Here is an 18,769-nt window from a genome sequence, read left to right as displayed (position 1 = left end):
TGTTAATACAACAGCATAAAAGGAGTGTAAATATCTCTTTTTATGCTGTTGATCCTTATTTTATAATTTTATTATTATGAAAACAAAAATATGGGCATCTATTGTTTTGGCTTTTGTGGCATATGGGGGAGTGGCACAAAATAGATATCACAATCCGATAATAGATGAAAGTTTGCCTGATCCTACCGTAATTCGTGCCTCTGATGGAACTTTCTGGCTTTATGCTACGGAGAATATCCGTAATCTGCCGATTTATCGTTCTACAAACTTAGTCGATTGGAGTTTTCAGGGAACTGCCTTCACTGATAATACACGTCCGCATTTTGTACCTAATGGAAGCCTTTGGGCACCCGATATCAATCTGATTGATGGAAAATATGTCTTGTATTACTCAATGTCTACATGGGGTGGCGAGTGGACTTGTGGAATTGGAGTTGCTACTTCTGATTCTCCTCAAGGACCGTTCGAAGATCATGGGATGCTTTTTCGAAGTAATGAAATAGGAGTCAGAAATAGTATCGATCCTTTTTACATAGAAGATGGAGGCAAAAAATACTTGTTTTTTGGAAGTTTTCATGGAATTTATGCTGTAGAGTTATCGGATGATGGGTTGTCTTTGAAAGAAAATACCCGCCCGTTACGAGTTGCAGGTGATGCGTACGAAGGTACTTATATCCATAAAAGGGGAAAATATTATTATTTGTTTGCTTCAATCGGTCGTTGTTGCGAGGGGTTGAAAAGTACTTATACGACGGTAGTTGGAAGGTCTGAGTCTTTGATGGGACCCTATTGGAATAAAGAAGGCCGGTCAATGCTTGACAATCAGCACGAAATATTAATCAAGGGTAGTACTAATTTTGTTGGAACGGGGCACAATTCAGAGGTTATAACTGATAAAAAAGGACAGGACTGGCTGTTTTATCATGCTGTAAAAGTTGCCGATCCTGAAGGTCGGGTATTGATGCTCGATCCGTTACAATGGAAAGATGGTTGGCCTGAGGTAGAAAATAGTATTTCTTCAGATAGTCATGATAGTCCTGTTTTCACTAGTGTCTCTTAAAAAATGTAAAACATCTCAATATGGCTCATTATGATGTAAAATCCAATTCTAGCTGACCGTCATTTTTGTAAAGGATGTCGTATTCAGCATGGCTAAATAGATCCTTGATATTGTCTTTTACAAGCATAGAACTACCAAGGATTCTCATTACTTCGTAGATGTCCCTATTGGGTTTTAATTCACTCTCAATAATGGCTACCAAACAATAAGTAATGATAGCCACATATATTTGAATTCTGACTGCATTCTCAGAGTTCCCCCAAAAGGATTTTACTCGAAGATGCTGCTTTAAAAATTTGAAGAACAGCTCCACTTTCCATCTGTTTTTATAAAGTAAAGCTATGTCAGAAGCCTTCAAATAGAAATTGTTTGTATAGTAGGTAAAGGTTCTGTTCATTTCAGGAGAGTAGTAAACTATACGTCTTATTTCAGAAGGATAATTCGTACAGTTTCGTTCTCCTGTGAATCTTATAGTTTGATCTTGCAAGACATTATCAGTGCCTTCAAGCACATCTTCACCTGCTGTGATCTCATATTTAGGTCTGCGTTTTTCTCTTATCACAAAGAATGAACTTACTTCGTTAATGTGATAAAGACGGCGCAAATCAAAATATCCTCTGTCGAATATGTAACAGGCAAACGGTTCATATGCTATACTATCCATGGCATTTACATCATGCACTACTGCATCTGTAATCGTGAATGAAGTGGAAATTTCAGTTCTAATATCCAACTGGGTATGGACTTTGATGCCAGACTTTGTACTCCTGAATCGGGCCCAATCATACAATGACAGGCATAAGTCTATTGTTGTTGAATCAAAAGCATAAAAAGTTCCGTTCAAATCGAACTCTTTGTCAATTCGCTTTTGTTGAGCCAGGTTTACCATGTGATAGGCAAAAGATTCAAATACGCGATAGTTTCTTAGCATGTTAGCTTTTGACAGAGTGCTACGTGTTATTGGAGTCTTGCCGAACCCTAAATGATATGACTTAGAAGAATGCGCAATGGTAATATCAGTCAGTTCTCGAAGGCTGTTGCAGCCATCCAGCTGACCAAATATGAGAACTAATAGTTGGTTCCAGAAACTGATGCTCCAACTTTTTGTTCTGTCGTTGCTCTTTTCTACTAGCCGCTCAAAATAGCGTTTGGGAAGGAATGAAGTCATTTGACTGAAAACATATTTCTTAATATTCATAGCTATCGCAATTTGACCCGGCCCCTAAGGTAACTGATTCAAATGTGCGACAAGCATTTTTTGAAAACAAATATTGTAAATCAAATAATTAACGAGTCTTTTTACAATTATTAAGAGACACTAGTGAAAGGAGATAATTATGACTACAGTCAGGTTGTTATTATTAACAGTTTTTGCTTCTTCAATTGTAGGTTGCGGATTTTCTGAAAAAAAAGTACAAGCGACTAATGAGTCAGAGGGCAAAGATATTTTGTTTGCAGATCCTACCATTATTCAGAACCAAGGGAAATACTATCTTACTGGTACAGGGGATAACGTTTCAGAAGGTTTTACTGTAATGGAATCTGTTGATTTAAAGAAATGGTATTTAAGCGATAATCCTTATATATTAAAGAAAAATGACCATACATTTGGTGAAACTGGCTTTTGGGCACCTCAGTGGTTTAGTTTTAATAATATGAATTATTTGACTTATACTGCAAACGAGCAAACCGTTTTGGCTAAGTCTTTGAATCTACTCGGACCTTTTAGACAAGATACGGTAAAACCTATTGATGCAAGTGAGAAAAACATAGATTCTTTCCTGTTTAAAGACGATGACGGTAAATGTTATCTATATCATGTCAGGTTCAATAAAGGAAACTATATTTGGGTATGTGAGTTTGATGTAGAGAAAGGTGAAATTATACCTGGGACATTAAAACAATGTCTTACTTGTACAGAGCCGTGGGAAAGTACGTCTAATTATGTGTCAGATCCTATCATGGAAGGTCCAAGTGTTATAAAAATAGATGGGGTATATTATTTGTTCTATTCTGCTAATCATTTTATGAATATTGATTATGCTGTAGGTTATGCCACTTCATCTTCTCCGCTTGGTCCTTGGAAAAAATATAAGAACAACCCTATACTTCATCGAAGTATTGTAGGAGAAAACGGCTCTGGTCACGGAGACATATTCAAGAATACCAAAGGGAATTATTATTACGTATATCATGTTCATAACTCGGATTCATGTGTTTCTCCCCGCAAAACACGTATAGTTCCTTTGAAAATGAAAAAGAACTCAGAAGGCATATATGATATATCAGTAAGTAAAAATGAAGTTATAAAACCATATCAATATTAAAGTTATGAAAATAAGAAGTTTGTTTAGTATAATGGCTCACTAGTGTCTCTTAAAAAATGTAAAACATCTCAATATGGCTCATTATGATGTAAAATCCAATTCTAGCTGACCGTCATTTTTGTAAAGGATGTCGTATTCAGCATGGCTAAATAGATCCTTGATATTGTCTTTTACAAGCATAGAACTACCAAGGATTCTCATTACTTCGTAGATGTCCCTATTGGGTTTTAATTCACTCTCAATAATGGCTACCAAACAATAAGTAATGATAGCCACATATATTTGAATTCTGACTGCATTCTCAGAGTTCCCCCAAAAGGATTTTACTCGAAGATGCTGCTTTAAAAATTTGAAGAACAGCTCCACTTTCCATCTGTTTTTATAAAGTAAAGCTATGTCAGAAGCCTTCAAATAGAAATTGTTTGTATAGTAGGTAAAGGTTCTGTTCATTTCAGGAGAGTAGTAAACTATACGTCTTATTTCAGAAGGATAATTCGTACAGTTTCGTTCTCCTGTGAATCTTATAGTTTGATCTTGCAAGACATTATCAGTGCCTTCAAGCACATCTTCACCTGCTGTGATCTCATATTTAGGTCTGCGTTTTTCTCTTATCACAAAGAATGAACTTACTTCGTTAATGTGATAAAGACGGCGCAAATCAAAATATCCTCTGTCGAATATGTAACAGGCAAACGGTTCATATGCTATACTATCCATGGCATTTACATCATGCACTACTGCATCTGTAATCGTGAATGAAGTGGAAATTTCAGTTCTAATATCCAACTGGGTATGGACTTTGATGCCAGACTTTGTACTCCTGAATCGGGCCCAATCATACAATGACAGGCATAAGTCTATTGTTGTTGAATCAAAAGCATAAAAAGTTCCGTTCAAATCGAACTCTTTGTCAATTCGCTTTTGTTGAGCCAGGTTTACCATGTGATAGGCAAAAGATTCAAATACGCGATAGTTTCTTAGCATGTTAGCTTTTGACAGAGTGCTACGTGTTATTGGAGTCTTGCCGAACCCTAAATGATATGACTTAGAAGAATGCGCAATGGTAATATCAGTCAGTTCTCGAAGGCTGTTGCAGCCATCCAGCTGACCAAATATGAGAACTAATAGTTGGTTCCAGAAACTGATGCTCCAACTTTTTGTTCTGTCGTTGCTCTTTTCTACTAGCCGCTCAAAATAGCGTTTGGGAAGGAATGAAGTCATTTGACTGAAAACATATTTCTTAATATTCATAGCTATCGCAATTTGACCCGGCCCCTAAGGTAACTGATTCAAATGTGCGACAAGCATTTTTTGAAAACAAATATTGTAAATCAAATAATTAACGAGTCTTTTTACAATTATTAAGAGACACTAGTGAAAGGAGATAATTATGACTACAGTCAGGTTGTTATTATTAACAGTTTTTGCTTCTTCAATTGTAGGTTGCGGATTTTCTGAAAAAAAAGTACAAGCGACTAATGAGTCAGAGGGCAAAGATATTTTGTTTGCAGATCCTACCATTATTCAGAACCAAGGGAAATACTATCTTACTGGTACAGGGGATAACGTTTCAGAAGGTTTTACTGTAATGGAATCTGTTGATTTAAAGAAATGGTATTTAAGCGATAATCCTTATATATTAAAGAAAAATGACCATACATTTGGTGAAACTGGCTTTTGGGCACCTCAGTGGTTTAGTTTTAATAATATGAATTATTTGACTTATACTGCAAACGAGCAAACCGTTTTGGCTAAGTCTTTGAATCTACTCGGACCTTTTAGACAAGATACGGTAAAACCTATTGATGCAAGTGAGAAAAACATAGATTCTTTCCTGTTTAAAGACGATGACGGTAAATGTTATCTATATCATGTCAGGTTCAATAAAGGAAACTATATTTGGGTATGTGAGTTTGATGTAGAGAAAGGTGAAATTATACCTGGGACATTAAAACAATGTCTTACTTGTACAGAGCCGTGGGAAAGTACGTCTAATTATGTGTCAGATCCTATCATGGAAGGTCCAAGTGTTATAAAAATAGATGGGGTATATTATTTGTTCTATTCTGCTAATCATTTTATGAATATTGATTATGCTGTAGGTTATGCCACTTCATCTTCTCCGCTTGGTCCTTGGAAAAAATATAAGAACAACCCTATACTTCATCGAAGTATTGTAGGAGAAAACGGCTCTGGTCACGGAGACATATTCAAGAATACCAAAGGGAATTATTATTACGTATATCATGTTCATAACTCGGATTCATGTGTTTCTCCCCGCAAAACACGTATAGTTCCTTTGAAAATGAAAAAGAACTCAGAAGGCATATATGATATATCAGTAAGTAAAAATGAAGTTATAAAACCATATCAATATTAAAGTTATGAAAATAAGAAGTTTGTTTAGTATAATGGCTCACTAGTGTCTCTTAAAAAATGTAAAACATCTCAATATGGCTCATTATGATGTAAAATCCAATTCTAGCTGACCGTCATTTTTGTAAAGGATGTCGTATTCAGCATGGCTAAATAGATCCTTGATATTGTCTTTTACAAGCATAGAACTACCAAGGATTCTCATTACTTCGTAGATGTCCCTATTGGGTTTTAATTCACTCTCAATAATGGCTACCAAACAATAAGTAATGATAGCCACATATATTTGAATTCTGACTGCATTCTCAGAGTTCCCCCAAAAGGATTTTACTCGAAGATGCTGCTTTAAAAATTTGAAGAACAGCTCCACTTTCCATCTGTTTTTATAAAGTAAAGCTATGTCAGAAGCCTTCAAATAGAAATTGTTTGTATAGTAGGTAAAGGTTCTGTTCATTTCAGGAGAGTAGTAAACTATACGTCTTATTTCAGAAGGATAATTCGTACAGTTTCGTTCTCCTGTGAATCTTATAGTTTGATCTTGCAAGACATTATCAGTGCCTTCAAGCACATCTTCACCTGCTGTGATCTCATATTTAGGTCTGCGTTTTTCTCTTATCACAAAGAATGAACTTACTTCGTTAATGTGATAAAGACGGCGCAAATCAAAATATCCTCTGTCGAATATGTAACAGGCAAACGGTTCATATGCTATACTATCCATGGCATTTACATCATGCACTACTGCATCTGTAATCGTGAATGAAGTGGAAATTTCAGTTCTAATATCCAACTGGGTATGGACTTTGATGCCAGACTTTGTACTCCTGAATCGGGCTCAATCATACAATGACAGGCATAAGTCTATTGTTGTTGAATCAAAAGCATAAAAAGTTCCGTTCAAATCGAACTCTTTGTCAATTCGCTTTTGTTGAGCCAGGTTTACCATGTGATAGGCAAAAGATTCAAATACGCGATAGTCTCTTAGCATGTTAGCTTTTGACAGAGTGCTACGTGTTATTGGAGTCTTGCCGAACCCTAAATGATATGACTTAGAAGAATGCGCAATGGTAATATCAGTCAGTTCTCGAAGGCTGTTGCAGCCATCCAGCTGACCAAATATGAGAACTAATAGTTGGTTCCAGAAACTGATGCTCCAACTTTTTGTTCTGTCGTTGCTCTTTTCTACCAGCCGCTCAAAATAGCGTTTGGGAAGGAATGAAGTCATTTGACTGAAAACATATTTCTTAATATTCATAGCTATCGCAATTTGACCCGACCCCTAAGGTAACTGATTCAAATGTGCGACAAGCATTTTTTGAAAACAAATATTGTAAATCAAATAATTAACGAGTCTTTTTACAATTATTAAGAGACACTAGTGTCCTGTTTTTTAATCAGGCATGTATAATTTATAAAGTATGATTGGATAATCTATGATTTTAAAACGATTTTTTTACGCTGCTGTACTGTTTTTATGTTTGCCAGGTATAGCATCATCACAAAATAAGGGAGATAAGAAAAACGGAAATCCGATATTTGCTGGCTGGTATGCTGATCCGGAAGGTATTATATATGGAGATACATTCTGGGTATATCCTACTCTTTCTTTACTATATGGTGAAGATGTTGAAAAATACGGTCAGGATTTAAAACGAGAGACAGATGCAATCAATCAGGAGTATAATCTTCAGACGCATTTTGATGCTTTTTCTTCCAAGGATCTGGTTCATTGGGTTAAGCATCCGGAGGTCTTGTCGATAACAAATGTAAAATGGGCAAAATATGCTCTTTGGGCTCCATCGGTAATTCAGGCTAACGGGAAATATTATTTGTTTTTTGGTGCAAATGATATACAGAACGAGAAGCAAAAAGGAGGTATAGGTGTAGCTGTTTCGGATTCTCCGGCCGGACCGTATAAAGATGCTTTAGGAAAGCCACTGATTGATAAAATCATAAATGGTGCTCAGCCTATTGACCAGTTTGTTTTTCGTGATGATGATGGTAGTTATTACATGTATTATGGTGGCTGGAAACATTGTAATGTCGTGAAGCTTCGCTCTGATTTATTAGGTCTGGAGCCTTTTCAGGATGGAACAATGTATCGTGAAGTTACGCCTGAACAATATGTGGAAGGACCGTTTATGTTGAAAAGAAATGGCAAGTATTATTTTATGTGGTCAGAAGGAGGATGGGGAGGTCCTGATTACAGTGTTGCTTATGCTATTGCCGATTCTCCAATGGGACCATTTAAAAGAATTGGAAAAATCCTTCAGCAAGATCCACAAGTAGCTACCGGAGCCGGACACCATTCTGTCATACAAATCCCGGGTAAGGATGAATATTATATCGTATATCATCGTCGTCCTTTGGACTGTAACCGTATTAATGAACGTCAAGTTTGCATTGATAAGATGGAGTTCGATGAGAATGGTTACATTAAACCTGTGAAGATTACTTTTGAAGGAGTTGCTCCTGTTAAATTGACAAAGTAAATATTTTGATTATAAGATAAGCCATGAAAAAACTGTCATTACTTATTTTTCTGGCAGGCTTTTTGAGCTTTGCCAAAGCAACCAATTATGCAGATTATGTAAACCCGCTGGTCGGCACTCAGTCTACATTCGAGCTGTCAACGGGTAACACGTATCCGGCCATCGCGCGTCCGTGGGGTATGAACTTCTGGAGCCCGCAGACAGGTAAGATGGGCGACGGCTGGATGTATCAGTACACAGCTACGAAGATCCGCGGATTCAAGCAGACTCACCAGCCCAGTCCGTGGATAAACGACTACGGACAGTTCTCCATCATGCCGATGGTAAACAAACCGGAATTCAATGAAGACAAACGTGCCAGCTGGTTTGCTCACAAGAGCGAAACTGCAAAGGCATATTATTATAAAGTGTATCTGGCAGAATACGACATTGTAACCGAGCTGACTCCGACAGAACGTGCTGCCATGTTCCGCTTTACTTTCCCCGAAAATGAACACTCGTATGTAGTGGTAGATGCTTTCGACAAGGGTTCGTATGTAAAGATTGATGCGGCAAACAACCGTATCATCGGTTATTCTACCAAGAACAGTGGCGGTGTTCCGGCTAACTTCAAGAATTATTTCGTTATCGAATTCGACAAGCCGTTCACTTATCAGGCTACCGTTGCCGACAGTATCGTAAAGGAGAACGGTACGGAACAGCAGGCAGACCATGCAGGAGCTATCATCGGATTTGCTACGAAAAAGGGAGAAACCGTACATGCACGCGTGGCTTCTTCATTCATCAGTCCTGAACAGGCTTTGCTGAACCTGAAGGAACTGGGTAACGATGATTTCAATACGCTGGTAGAAAAGGGCAAGGCTGCATGGAACGATGTATTAAGCAAGATTGAAGTGGAAGGCGGCAATCTCGACCAGTACCGTACTTTCTACTCTTGTCTGTACCGCTCACTGCTCTTCCCGCGCAAGTTCTACGAAGTGGATGCACAGGGACAGATCGTACACTACAGTCCTTACAACGGTGAGGTAGTTCCGGGATATATGTATACCGATACAGGCTTCTGGGATACATTCCGCTGCCTGTTCCCGTTGTTGAACCTGATTTATCCGTCTGTCAACAAGGAAATTCAGGAAGGTCTTATCAATACATATAAGGAAAGCGGTTTCTTCCCCGAATGGGCAAGCCCGGGACACCGTGGCTGCATGATCGGAAACAACTCGGCTTCCATCCTGGTGGATGCTTACTTCAAGGGTGTGAAGGTGGACGATCTGGAAACTCTTTATAAAGGTCTGATTCACGGAACGGAAAATGTACATCCGGAAGTTTCTTCAACCGGACGTCTGGGATATGAATATTACAACAAGCTGGGTTATGTACCTTACGATGTGAAGATCAACGAGAATGCTGCCCGTACACTGGAATATGCTTACAACGACTGGTGTATCTATAAACTGGCAAAGGACCTGAAGCGTCCGAAGAAGGAAGTGAACCTGTTTGCCAAACGTGCCATGAATTACAGAAACCTGTTCGACAAGGAAACCCTGCTGATGCGTGGCAAGAATAAGGATGGCAAGTTCATGGCTCCGTTCTCACCGCTGAAATGGGGTGATGCATTCACCGAAGGTAATAGCTGGCATTATTCATGGTCTGTATTCCACGATCCTCAGGGACTGATTGACCTGATGGACGGTGATGACATGTTTGTGACAATGATGGATTCTGTATTCTCTGTACCTCCTGTATTCGACGACAGCTATTACGGTTTCCCGATTCACGAAATCCGTGAGATGACAGTGATGAACATGGGTAACTATGCACACGGCAACCAGCCTATCCAGCACATGATTTACCTGTACAACTATGCCAAGCAGCCATGGAAGGCTCAGTACTGGCTTCGTCAGGTAATGGACCGCATGTATACTCCGACTCCCGACGGTTATTGCGGTGACGAGGATAACGGACAGACTTCTGCATGGTATGTGTTCTCAGCACTGGGATTCTATCCGGTATGTCCGGGAACCGACCAGTATGTACTTGGTGCTCCGCTGTTCCAGAAAGCAACCATCCATTTTGAAAATGGCAAGAACATTGTAATCAATGCTCCTCAGAACAGTGAGACCAACTATTACATTCAGGACATGAAGGTAAACGGTCAGGAATATACCAAGAATTACATTACTTATTCTACTCTGCAAAATGGCGGTACGATTGACTATGTAATGGGTGACAAACCGAACAAGAACAGAGGTATCGCACCTGAAGATGCTCCTTATTCATTCAGTCGTGAGTAAAAGATATCTTGCTTATATCTTATTTTGAAAATTGCTTATTTATGAAGACAATATTTAATATCGTGCTTGGGCTGGCGTGTGTTGCAGAAACACTAAATGCTCAGGATGCCAAGGCCATATTTCAGACAGCAGAACCTTGGAAGCAGGAAACAGATATTCGTGCCGATGCCGTAATGGTATATGGCACGGTAGATAAACCGAATATGACCTTTGAACAGCGTATAGAATCATGGCGTAAAAGAGGATATGGCATTCAGTTTATGACGGGAGTAGCCTGGGGAGATTATCAGGACTATTTTTTAGGAAAATGGGATGGAGTGACCGATCATTTGCGCGAAGGACAGCGGGAAAAAAATGGTGCAGACATCTCGCATCTTATGTTGTTCCAACCGAAAGCTTTATCAGATACATGAAAGAAAAGCAGATAAAGCGGGTGATAGATTCAGGCATTACAGATATCTATCTGGAAGAACCTGAGTTTTGGATGAGAGGAGGCTATAGTAATGCATTTAAGGAAGAATGGATGAATTATTATGGAACGCCATGGCAGGATCAGCAAGGCTCACCGGATATGACTTATCTGTCGAATAAACTGAAATATTGGCTGTATTATCGCGCCTTGGATGAGATATTTTCTTATGCTAAAGAGTATGGTAAGAGCAAGGGATTGGAAGTAAAATGTTATGTCCCTACCCATTCTCTGATAAATTATACTTCATGGCAGATTGTGAGTCCGGAAGCTAGTTTAGCTTCGCTTGATTGTGTTGACGGCTATATCGCTCAAGTATGGACTGGTACATCCCGCGAACCGAATTATTTTAAAGGGGTGCGTAAGGAGAGAGTCTTTGAAAATGCTTTTCTCGAATATGGCTGTATGAAATCGATGACAGCTCCTTTGGGACGGAAGATGTATTTTCTGACTGATTCTATTGAAGACCGTGCGAAAGACTGGACCGATTATAAAATAAATTATCAGGCTACTTTTGCAGCTCAGTTGATGTATTCGGATGTAGATACGTATGAAGTAATGCCATGGCCCGACCGTATATATCAGGGATTGTATGATATAGCATGAACTGACAAAAAGCAGCGTATTCCCCGCGATTATTCTACACAGATGCAGATCATGATAAATACGCTGAACGACATCAAAGTGTCAGATTGTGCTGTTAGTGGAACTCACGGCATTGGCGTATTGATGGCAAACTCGATGATGTTCCAGCGTTTTCCTAATCATGACGGTTATGATGATCCTTCTTTCTCCAGTTTTTACGGACAGACCTTACCATTGATGAAAGACGGTATTCCGGTAGAAATTGTACATATGGAAAACTTGCCGTTCAAGCAAACATTGGCCGATGTAAAGGTTTTGATTATGTCTTATTCCAATATGAAGCCAATGGAAGAACGTTATCACCAGATGTTGGTCGATTGGGTAAAAAACGGTGGTGCACTGATTTACTGTGGAGAGGATATTGATCCGTATCAGCAGGTTCCTGAATGGTGGAATAAATCTCCTTATGCATATCATTCGCCTTCAGAACATTTGTTTGAATTAGCAGGACTGGACAGAAAACCGGCTGCCGGAAAATATACGGTGGGTAAAGGAAAAATACAGGTTATACGCCGCGATCCGAAATACTTTGCGTTGGAACCGGATGGTAACAAAGTGTTTAAAGAGTGTGTATATTCTCTTTATAAGGAGGTGAGTGGTGAAAAAGTTGAACTGAAGAATAATTTTGTTGTCCAGCGTGGTGCATATGTCATTGCGGTCGTCCTGGATGAAAGTATTTCCTCTAAACCTGTACAAATTAAAGGGTTGTATATTGATTTGTTCGATAAAGACCTGCCTGTTATTTCTCAGAAAAAGATTAATCCGGGAGAGCAGGCCTATTTGTATGATTTGCGGAAAATAACAGAGAAGAGTAAAGCGCATGTTTTGTGTGGGGCATCAAGAATCAGTGATGAAAGACTGGGTGAGAAGGAATACTCTTTTATTGCTAAAAGTCCGTTGAACACGACGAATGTTTCCCGAGTTTATTTGCCTTCCGTTCCTAAAGAAGTAATGATAAATGGTGAACATTTTGACTGGAAGAGTAACTGGGACAAGAAATCTTCTACTTTGCTAGTTCGGTTTGAAAATAACCCCGATGGAGTAGAAGTAAACGTTAAGTGGTAAATATTGATATGATAACTCAATAGATTTTTTATAAAGAATGAAACGTATTGTTTTTTTAGATTATGTACGTATTTTCGCATGCTTTCTGGTAATGGTTGTGCATGCTAGCGAGAATTTTTATGGTGCTGCCGGATCTACTGATATGGTAGGTCCACAGTCATACCTTGCATCAGAGACAGACAGGTTGTGGGTATCTGTATACGACGGATTTTCACGTATGTCGGTTCCACTTTTTATGATTGTGTCTGCTTTTCTTCTTGTTCCGATGAAGGAAGGACAGAACATGTGGCAGTTTTATCGTCATCGCTTTATGCGCATATTGCCTCCGTTCTTGATCTTTATGGTTTTATATAGCACGTTGCCGATGTTATGGGGACAAATTGACTCAGCTACCTCGGTGAAAGATTTGTCACGTATATGGCTGAATTTTCCGACTTTGGCAGGACATCTCTGGTTTATGTATCCTTTGATAAGCCTTTATTTGTTTATCCCGATCGTTTCACCGTGGATCAGTAAAGCTAGTGCGAAAGAGGAACGTTTCTTTATTGTGCTTTTTCTGGTGTCGACATGTATGCCTTATCTGAATCGTGTAGCGGGTGAAGTATGGGGACAGTGTTTCTGGAATGAGTACCATATGTTATGGTATTTCTCAGGTTATTTAGGTTATCTTGTGCTGGCACATTATATACGTGTACATCTTACCTGGAGTCGCTCTAAACGTCTTTGGGGCGGTGGACTCCTGATGGTAATAGGTGCATTGTGGACCATTTATTCTTTTTATTGTCAGGCCGTTCCAGGTGAAATACTCTCAACTCCTGTAATCGAAATCGGATGGGCTTTCTGCACCATAAACTGTGTACTTCTTACTGCCGGAACATTCCTGATATTCAGCACCATTAAGGCTCCTTCTGCTCCACGGTGGGTAACTGAAATGTCAAAGTTGAGTTATGGTATGTACCTGATGCATATATTCTGGTTAGGATTGTGGGCTGCCTTGTTTAAGCACAATTTGGCATTGCCTACTGTTATGGCTATTCCTTGTATTGCTGTCTGTACATTCATTTCGAGCCTTATTGCAACGAAGATCATATCGCTTATTCCTGGAAGTAAATGGGTTATAGGATAAAACCATTGGATAATGATTTGTCATGAGATAAGATTGTAAGTTTTATCTTAGGTTGTTTATCATTTGTTGGGCGGTAATGTTAGTAGCAATAGTTGGTCTACTGACGTTACTGCCTTAAAACATAGAAACATATCTGTTACAGATAAGGTAAAACTTCAATTATAGAAAACCGTTAGGACAATTAAAGTATATACGTATATTTAAAGAACTACTTATATTTAATATGAAGACAAACACTGTAATTTGTACATTATTTATTTTACTTCCTTTTATATCGTATGCTTCGATAAAGAAGACGAAAAGTAGTGATGTGCTTCAGCCCGTTTCTTTTAATGAAGTAATTCTCGAAGATAATTTTTGGTTGCCACGTTTACAGATTTAAAAAGAAGTACTTGTTCCCTTTGCTTTGGAAAAAGTACGCCCTGCCATGGACAATTTGCGTAAAACCGGAAATTATTTAAATGGAGTGAAAGATGAGCTTCCATTCCCGCATCGTTTTGTAGCTTCAGACCTTTATAAAGTGATGGAGGGAGCTGCATATCTGTTGACTTTGGAAAAAGATTTAGCATTAGAGCATACGATGGATAGCATTATAGATCTCATCGGAAATGCACAAGAAGAGGATGGATATTTATATGAGGCTCATACAACTGGAGTTTCGGCTTCACATGAACATTGGGGAGGAGCTGGAATGGGAGATAAGCCGTACTCATGGGTAGTCCATAGCCATGAATTATACAATATGGGACATATGTACGAAGGGGCTAACTGCTGTTAGCTTATAATTATAAAATCATATAAAAAGATAGAAGTATATTTTATAAGTATGATCTTTTTCTTAGCTTTGCATACATGAAGAAGTTAATGACAATCGGAGAGGCCGCAAAGGTTTTGGGAGTAACCACAACCACGCTTCGCAATTGGGACAAAAAAGGATTGCTCAAACCTGATGAACTGACCCGTGGAGGGAACAGACGTTATAGATTAGAGTCTTTGAAAAACATCAAGGACGACCTTCACATGGTTCAAGACGGATTAAAAACCATTGCTTATGCCCGTGTTTCATCTCACGACCAAAAGGAAGATCTTATACGCCAAGTTGCTGTCCTTGAATCCTACTGCGCCAAGAAAGGATTTGAATATGAAGTAATACAAGACCTTGGGAGTGGCATGAATTACTACAAGAAAGGATTGACAAAACTTCTGAATCTCATCCTTGAAGGGCAAGTGAGAAGATTGGTATTAACGCATAAAGATAGACTCCTTCGCTTTGGCGCAGAACTTGTGTTCGCTATTTGTGAGGCCAAGGAGGTGGAGGTAATAATTATCAATAAAGGAGAGGAAAACGTAAGGTTTGAAGAAGAACTTGCAAAGGACGTTCTGGAAATCATCACCGTATTTTCTGCCCGTCTGTATGGAAGTAGAAGTAACAAAAACAAGAAATTATTAGAAGATGTAAACAAGGCAGTAGCCGAAAATTTGAATAGTAAAGAATGATAACCATATCCCATAAGATAGAACTCGTACCGAACAACAAGCAGAAGAGCTACTTCCGCAAGGCATTCGGTTGCGCCCGTCTTGCTTATAATTGGGGGCTTGCCGAATGGCAACGCCGTTATAAGGAAGGTGATAAAGTAGATGCTTATGGGTTGAAGAAAGCGTTCAATGCTATCAAGAAAGAAGAGTTCCCGTTTGTCGTTGAAGTCACAAAATATGCTACGCAGCAGCCGTTTATTAATCTTGGAAAGGCTTTCAAGAAGTTCTTCGAAGATTTGAAGAAAGGTATCGTTTCCTATCCGCAATTTAAGAGAAAGAAGGATAACGAAGGCAGTTTCTATATTGGCGGTGACCAGGTTTCATTATCTGATACCAATCGCAATTCAAAGGCTTTCAGAAAGATACCACACAACGGAAAACAGAAGCATCAGTATCTTAAAGTCCCCAATCTTGGCTGGGTGAAGATGACTGAACGGCTGCGGTTTATCGGGAAGATAAACGGAGTGGTAATATCACAGCAGGGAAACAAATACTTTGCATCTTTCAGTGTCCAAGCGACGGAGGATGAATACAAGCGTACCCATCCGAACGCTGACACCGACAAGGGAGTCCGGATGGCAGGGATTGACCTTGGCATAAAGTCAGCATTGATACTTTCCGGCGGAGTTGCCGTAGAGAATCCGAAGCCGCTGAAAAAGAACCTGAGAAAAATAAAGAAAATAAGCAGACAGCTTGACAAACGTGTACACGCGAGAAACAAGCAGGAACGTTTGGAAGGCAAGAAAAAGTCGAACAACTACAGGAAACTGTCTGTCAGACTTTCCAATGCACAAAGAAAAGTGGCAAATATACGACGTGATTTCACACAGAAGGTCACTACAATACTTACCACCCACTATGCGCATATTGCATTGGAGGATTTGAACGTGAAAGGAATGGTGCGCAACCATAGGCTGGCCCAATCCGTTTCAGATGTGGCGTTCGGTGAGTTATGCAGACAGATAGAATACAAGTCGCTGCTGAACGGGGTTAAAGTTCTGAAAGCCGACCGTTTCTATCCGTCAAGCAAAACATGCAGTGTTTGCGGTCATATAAAGCAAGACTTAAGATTGAGCGACCGCATCTATCATTGTGCTAAGTGTGGTGCTATAATAGATCGTGATTACAATGCAAGTCTGAATCTTCTTTCTCTTATCATAAAAAAACAAATAGGGGCAGATTACCCCGAATCTACGCCTGAGGACTTGACGGCTCTGCTTTCCCGCTTCGTAAGAAATGGAATTGCAACCAGCAAGGTTGAGACAGGAAGACAACATAAATTATAGGATTCTATATGTTTTTCTATGATTTTATAAGTTTGTCAAATCGGCAGTTGCTTATTATCTGGCAACGGGTAAAGATAAATGGCTGAAAATTGCTGAAAAAAATGCACGTCATATAAACCATGTCTTTTTTGAAGGAGATCCTAAATATAATAATGGTAATCCTGTAAATCAGGCTTCTGGTCATCAGGAAATAGAACTTGCATTGGTTAAGCTATATCGTACAACAGGAGATTCACTTTATCTGAAGATGGCTCAAAAGTTTATTGATATTCGTGGTGTCACTTACCAGCCCGAAGGAGAAGGTGTAATGGCACCTAGTTATGCACAGCAGCATTTGCCTGTTCGTGAGCAGACTAAAGCGGTTGGACATGCTGTTCGTGCCACTTATCTTTATGCTGGTATGGCTGATGTATTGGCACAAACAGGTGATAAGAGCTTGCAGCCTGCTCTTGATAGCATTTGGAATAATATTGTAGATACGCGGATGCATATTACAGGGGGATTGGGAGCTATTCATGGTATTGAAGGCTTTGGTCCAGAGTATGTACTACCTAATAAAGATGCTTATAATGAAACTTGTGCCGCCGTAGGAAATGTAATGTTTAACTATCGGATGTTCTTGACAAAAAAAGACGCCAGGTATGTCGATGTGGCTGAGGTAGCATTATATAACAATGTGTTAGCTGGGGTGAATTTGGATGGGAATAAGTTCTTTTATGTAAATCCGTTGGAAGCTGATGCACGTAATGCATTTAATCAAGGCCTGAAAGGACGCTCTCCTTGGTTTGGTACGGCTTGTTGTCCTTCCAATATTGCCCGGTTGATACCTCAGATACCGGGAATGATGTATGCTCATACCGATAATGATATTTATTGTACTTTTTATGCCGGTACTTCTACAGTAGTTCCTTTGTCTGATGGGAAAGTAACGATTAAACAGACAACAAACTATCCTTTTGATGAATCTGTACGTTTTGAAATAAAACCAGAGCAGTCAAAGCAAAAGTTTGCCATGCATTTCCGGATTCCAACGTGGGCAGGCAAACAATTTGTTCCTGGAAAGTTATATCATTATTTAAATGATAAACCGGCTGAGTGGAAAGTTTTATTGAACGGGAAAGAGGTATCTGTGAAACCGCATAAAGGATTTGTTACCATAGAACGTGCCTGGAAAAGTGGAGATCTGGTAGAACTACAGCTTCCTATGCTAGTCCGTTACAATAAGGCTATTTCTCAGGTAGAAGCAGATATAGATCGTGTATGTATTACTCGTGGCCCGTTAGTATATTGTGCAGAGTCTGTAGATAATGTTGCCATGCCGGCAAGTTATGTTGTGAATCCATCTGAGGATATAAGTATTACTAAGGGAGCAGGTGCATTGAAATATATAGATTTTATAACAATGCCTGCGCACTCTGTTCAAGACAAGGATGTACATTCTCTTACTTTACTTCCTTATTATGCTTGGGATAATCGAGGCGATGACGCTATGATTGTATGGTTGTCAGAAAATGATTCTTTGGCAAATGCATCTATACCTAAAATTTCTGAGTATATTTCGGATATAAAAGCTACACATACATTTGATAGGGATGATGTATATGCAATGTTGACCAATGGGTATCCAGCCAATTCTTTTGACACCTCTATTCCACGTTGGACAAGTTGGCCGCAAAAAGGTGAGGAGCAAATTGTTGAATTTATCCTGAAGCGTCCGATTGCACTGCAAAGTTTTTCTGTATACTGGTATGATGATGGTGGAGGTGTACAGGTTCCGAAATCATGGTCATTGGAGTATAAACAGAATGGAGAATGGAAAACTTTTCCAATTTATGTGACAGATGAATATCGGATGCTGAAAGACCAATACAATATGGTTCATCCGGGTAAAGATATCACCACTGAAGGGCTGCGTCTGAGAATTGTACCTTTGCCTCATGCAGCAGTTGGTATTTTGAGTGTACAAATTGAAGAAGTAAAATAAAAAACTTCCATTTACAGTTCAAGAGAGTAAAGAATCAGCCTTTCGCTTGTTCTGGCTAATTGGAAATTTTATTGCTGTCTGATAAAAACTGCGTAAAAGCAAAAGATTTTTA

13 protein-coding genes and 3 pseudogenes are annotated in these 18,769 nt (G+C 39.2%); 12 read left to right on the top strand and 4 right to left on the bottom strand.

Annotated features, from left to right (window positions below; all coding sequences use genetic code 11):
- Nucleotides 1-76 precede the first annotated feature (76 nt).
- Nucleotides 77-1,060 carry a family 43 glycosylhydrolase gene (locus tag BACCOP_RS15800; protein ID WP_007570917.1) on the top strand — a complete coding sequence of 328 codons (984 nt, stop codon included), beginning with the start codon at nt 77-79 and terminating at the stop codon, nt 1,058-1,060.
- A gap of 28 nt (nt 1,061-1,088) precedes the next feature.
- Here the strand turns inward: BACCOP_RS15800 and BACCOP_RS15795 are convergent, their stop codons facing one another.
- On the bottom strand, nt 1,089-2,258 hold the full coding sequence (locus BACCOP_RS15795) for an IS4 family transposase (protein WP_007570916.1): 1,170 nt from the start codon (nt 2,256-2,258) through the stop codon (nt 1,089-1,091).
- A gap of 139 nt (nt 2,259-2,397) precedes the next feature.
- Between BACCOP_RS15795 and BACCOP_RS15790 the strand changes: the two genes are divergently transcribed.
- Complete coding sequence (locus BACCOP_RS15790; protein ID WP_007570914.1) at nt 2,398-3,387, top strand: glycoside hydrolase family 43 protein; 990 nt, start codon at nt 2,398-2,400, stop codon at nt 3,385-3,387.
- Nucleotides 3,388-3,468: 81 nt separating this feature from the next.
- On the opposite strand, the gene BACCOP_RS15785 is transcribed toward BACCOP_RS15790, so the two are convergent.
- Nucleotides 3,469-4,638 (bottom strand): IS4 family transposase, encoded by a 1,170-nt coding sequence (locus tag BACCOP_RS15785; RefSeq protein ID WP_007570916.1) that lies wholly within the window; start codon nt 4,636-4,638, stop codon nt 3,469-3,471.
- A gap of 139 nt (nt 4,639-4,777) precedes the next feature.
- Between BACCOP_RS15785 and BACCOP_RS15780 the strand changes: the two genes are divergently transcribed.
- Complete coding sequence (locus tag BACCOP_RS15780) at nt 4,778-5,767, top strand: glycoside hydrolase family 43 protein (protein WP_007570914.1); 990 nt, start codon at nt 4,778-4,780, stop codon at nt 5,765-5,767.
- A 237-nt stretch (nt 5,768-6,004) separates the two neighbouring features.
- Here BACCOP_RS15780 and BACCOP_RS21210 read toward each other — a convergent pair.
- Nucleotides 6,005-6,583: pseudogene (locus tag BACCOP_RS21210) on the bottom strand (IS4 family transposase); the annotation flags it as partial.
- A gap of 15 nt (nt 6,584-6,598) precedes the next feature.
- On the bottom strand, nt 6,599-7,018 hold the full coding sequence (locus BACCOP_RS21205; protein WP_007570910.1) for a DUF4372 domain-containing protein: 420 nt from the start codon (nt 7,016-7,018) through the stop codon (nt 6,599-6,601).
- Nucleotides 7,019-7,196: 178 nt separating this feature from the next.
- Between BACCOP_RS21205 and BACCOP_RS15770 the strand changes: the two genes are divergently transcribed.
- The 9 genes and pseudogenes from BACCOP_RS15770 to BACCOP_RS21450 all read left to right on the top strand — a co-directional run bounded on the left by BACCOP_RS15770 (nt 7,197) and on the right by BACCOP_RS21450 (nt 18,657).
- Nucleotides 7,197-8,255, top strand: a complete 1,059-nt coding sequence (locus BACCOP_RS15770; RefSeq protein ID WP_007570908.1) for a glycoside hydrolase family 43 protein — start codon at nt 7,197-7,199, stop codon at nt 8,253-8,255.
- Nucleotides 8,256-8,278: 23 nt separating this feature from the next.
- The gene (locus tag BACCOP_RS15765; RefSeq protein ID WP_007570906.1) at nt 8,279-10,546 is read left to right on the top strand and encodes a GH92 family glycosyl hydrolase; all 2,268 of its coding nucleotides are present in this window, start codon (nt 8,279-8,281) and stop codon (nt 10,544-10,546) included.
- A 41-nt stretch (nt 10,547-10,587) separates the two neighbouring features.
- Nucleotides 10,588-12,725: pseudogene (locus tag BACCOP_RS21460) on the top strand (hypothetical protein).
- Between the two features lie 37 nt (nt 12,726-12,762).
- Complete coding sequence (locus BACCOP_RS15755) at nt 12,763-13,851, top strand: acyltransferase (RefSeq protein WP_007570899.1); 1,089 nt, start codon at nt 12,763-12,765, stop codon at nt 13,849-13,851.
- A 427-nt stretch (nt 13,852-14,278) separates the two neighbouring features.
- Nucleotides 14,279-14,629 (top strand): beta-L-arabinofuranosidase domain-containing protein, encoded by a 351-nt coding sequence (locus BACCOP_RS15750; protein WP_007570896.1) that lies wholly within the window; start codon nt 14,279-14,281, stop codon nt 14,627-14,629.
- A 74-nt stretch (nt 14,630-14,703) separates the two neighbouring features.
- A complete protein-coding gene (locus tag BACCOP_RS15745) occupies nt 14,704-15,348 on the top strand; it encodes an IS607 family transposase (protein WP_007570895.1) in 645 nt (214 codons plus the stop codon).
- Nucleotides 15,345-16,673: an RNA-guided endonuclease InsQ/TnpB family protein gene (locus BACCOP_RS15740; RefSeq protein ID WP_007570894.1), complete on the top strand. Its 1,329-nt coding sequence runs from the start codon at nt 15,345-15,347 to the stop codon at nt 16,671-16,673. The genes BACCOP_RS15745 and BACCOP_RS15740 overlap by 4 nt, the downstream gene beginning before the upstream one ends.
- A 40-nt stretch (nt 16,674-16,713) precedes the next feature.
- Nucleotides 16,714-17,499, top strand: a pseudogene (locus tag BACCOP_RS21455) (glycoside hydrolase family 127 protein); the annotation flags it as partial.
- A 15-nt stretch (nt 17,500-17,514) separates the two neighbouring features.
- The gene (locus BACCOP_RS21450; protein WP_338091397.1) at nt 17,515-18,657 is read left to right on the top strand and encodes a glycoside hydrolase family 127 protein; all 1,143 of its coding nucleotides are present in this window, start codon (nt 17,515-17,517) and stop codon (nt 18,655-18,657) included.
- Nucleotides 18,658-18,769 lie beyond the last annotated feature (112 nt).

Source organism: Phocaeicola coprocola DSM 17136 (assembly GCF_000154845.1).
GTDB classification, from domain to species: Bacteria; Bacteroidota; Bacteroidia; order Bacteroidales; family Bacteroidaceae; genus Phocaeicola; species Phocaeicola coprocola.
Note: the sequence above shows the minus strand (reverse complement) of the source record. Positions and strands in the feature narration are given on the sequence as shown.

Bases quoted from the DNA above. Each gene is read 5' to 3' on its own strand.
- BACCOP_RS15800 (WP_007570917.1), top strand. From the start codon at position 77: ATGAAAACAAAAATATGGGCATCTATTGTTTTGGCTTTTGTGGCATAT.
- BACCOP_RS15795 (WP_007570916.1), bottom strand. From the start codon at position 2,258: ATGAATATTAAGAAATATGTTTTCAGTCAAATGACTTCATTCCTTCCC.
- BACCOP_RS15790 (WP_007570914.1), top strand. From the start codon at position 2,398: ATGACTACAGTCAGGTTGTTATTATTAACAGTTTTTGCTTCTTCAATT.
- BACCOP_RS15785 (WP_007570916.1), bottom strand. From the start codon at position 4,638: ATGAATATTAAGAAATATGTTTTCAGTCAAATGACTTCATTCCTTCCC.
- BACCOP_RS15780 (WP_007570914.1), top strand. From the start codon at position 4,778: ATGACTACAGTCAGGTTGTTATTATTAACAGTTTTTGCTTCTTCAATT.
- BACCOP_RS21205 (WP_007570910.1), bottom strand. From the start codon at position 7,018: ATGAATATTAAGAAATATGTTTTCAGTCAAATGACTTCATTCCTTCCC.
- BACCOP_RS15770 (WP_007570908.1), top strand. From the start codon at position 7,197: ATGATTTTAAAACGATTTTTTTACGCTGCTGTACTGTTTTTATGTTTG.
- BACCOP_RS15765 (WP_007570906.1), top strand. From the start codon at position 8,279: ATGAAAAAACTGTCATTACTTATTTTTCTGGCAGGCTTTTTGAGCTTT.
- BACCOP_RS15755 (WP_007570899.1), top strand. From the start codon at position 12,763: ATGAAACGTATTGTTTTTTTAGATTATGTACGTATTTTCGCATGCTTT.
- BACCOP_RS15750 (WP_007570896.1), top strand. From the start codon at position 14,279: ATGGACAATTTGCGTAAAACCGGAAATTATTTAAATGGAGTGAAAGAT.
- BACCOP_RS15745 (WP_007570895.1), top strand. From the start codon at position 14,704: ATGAAGAAGTTAATGACAATCGGAGAGGCCGCAAAGGTTTTGGGAGTA.
- BACCOP_RS15740 (WP_007570894.1), top strand. From the start codon at position 15,345: ATGATAACCATATCCCATAAGATAGAACTCGTACCGAACAACAAGCAG.
- BACCOP_RS21450 (WP_338091397.1), top strand. From the start codon at position 17,515: ATGATGTATGCTCATACCGATAATGATATTTATTGTACTTTTTATGCC.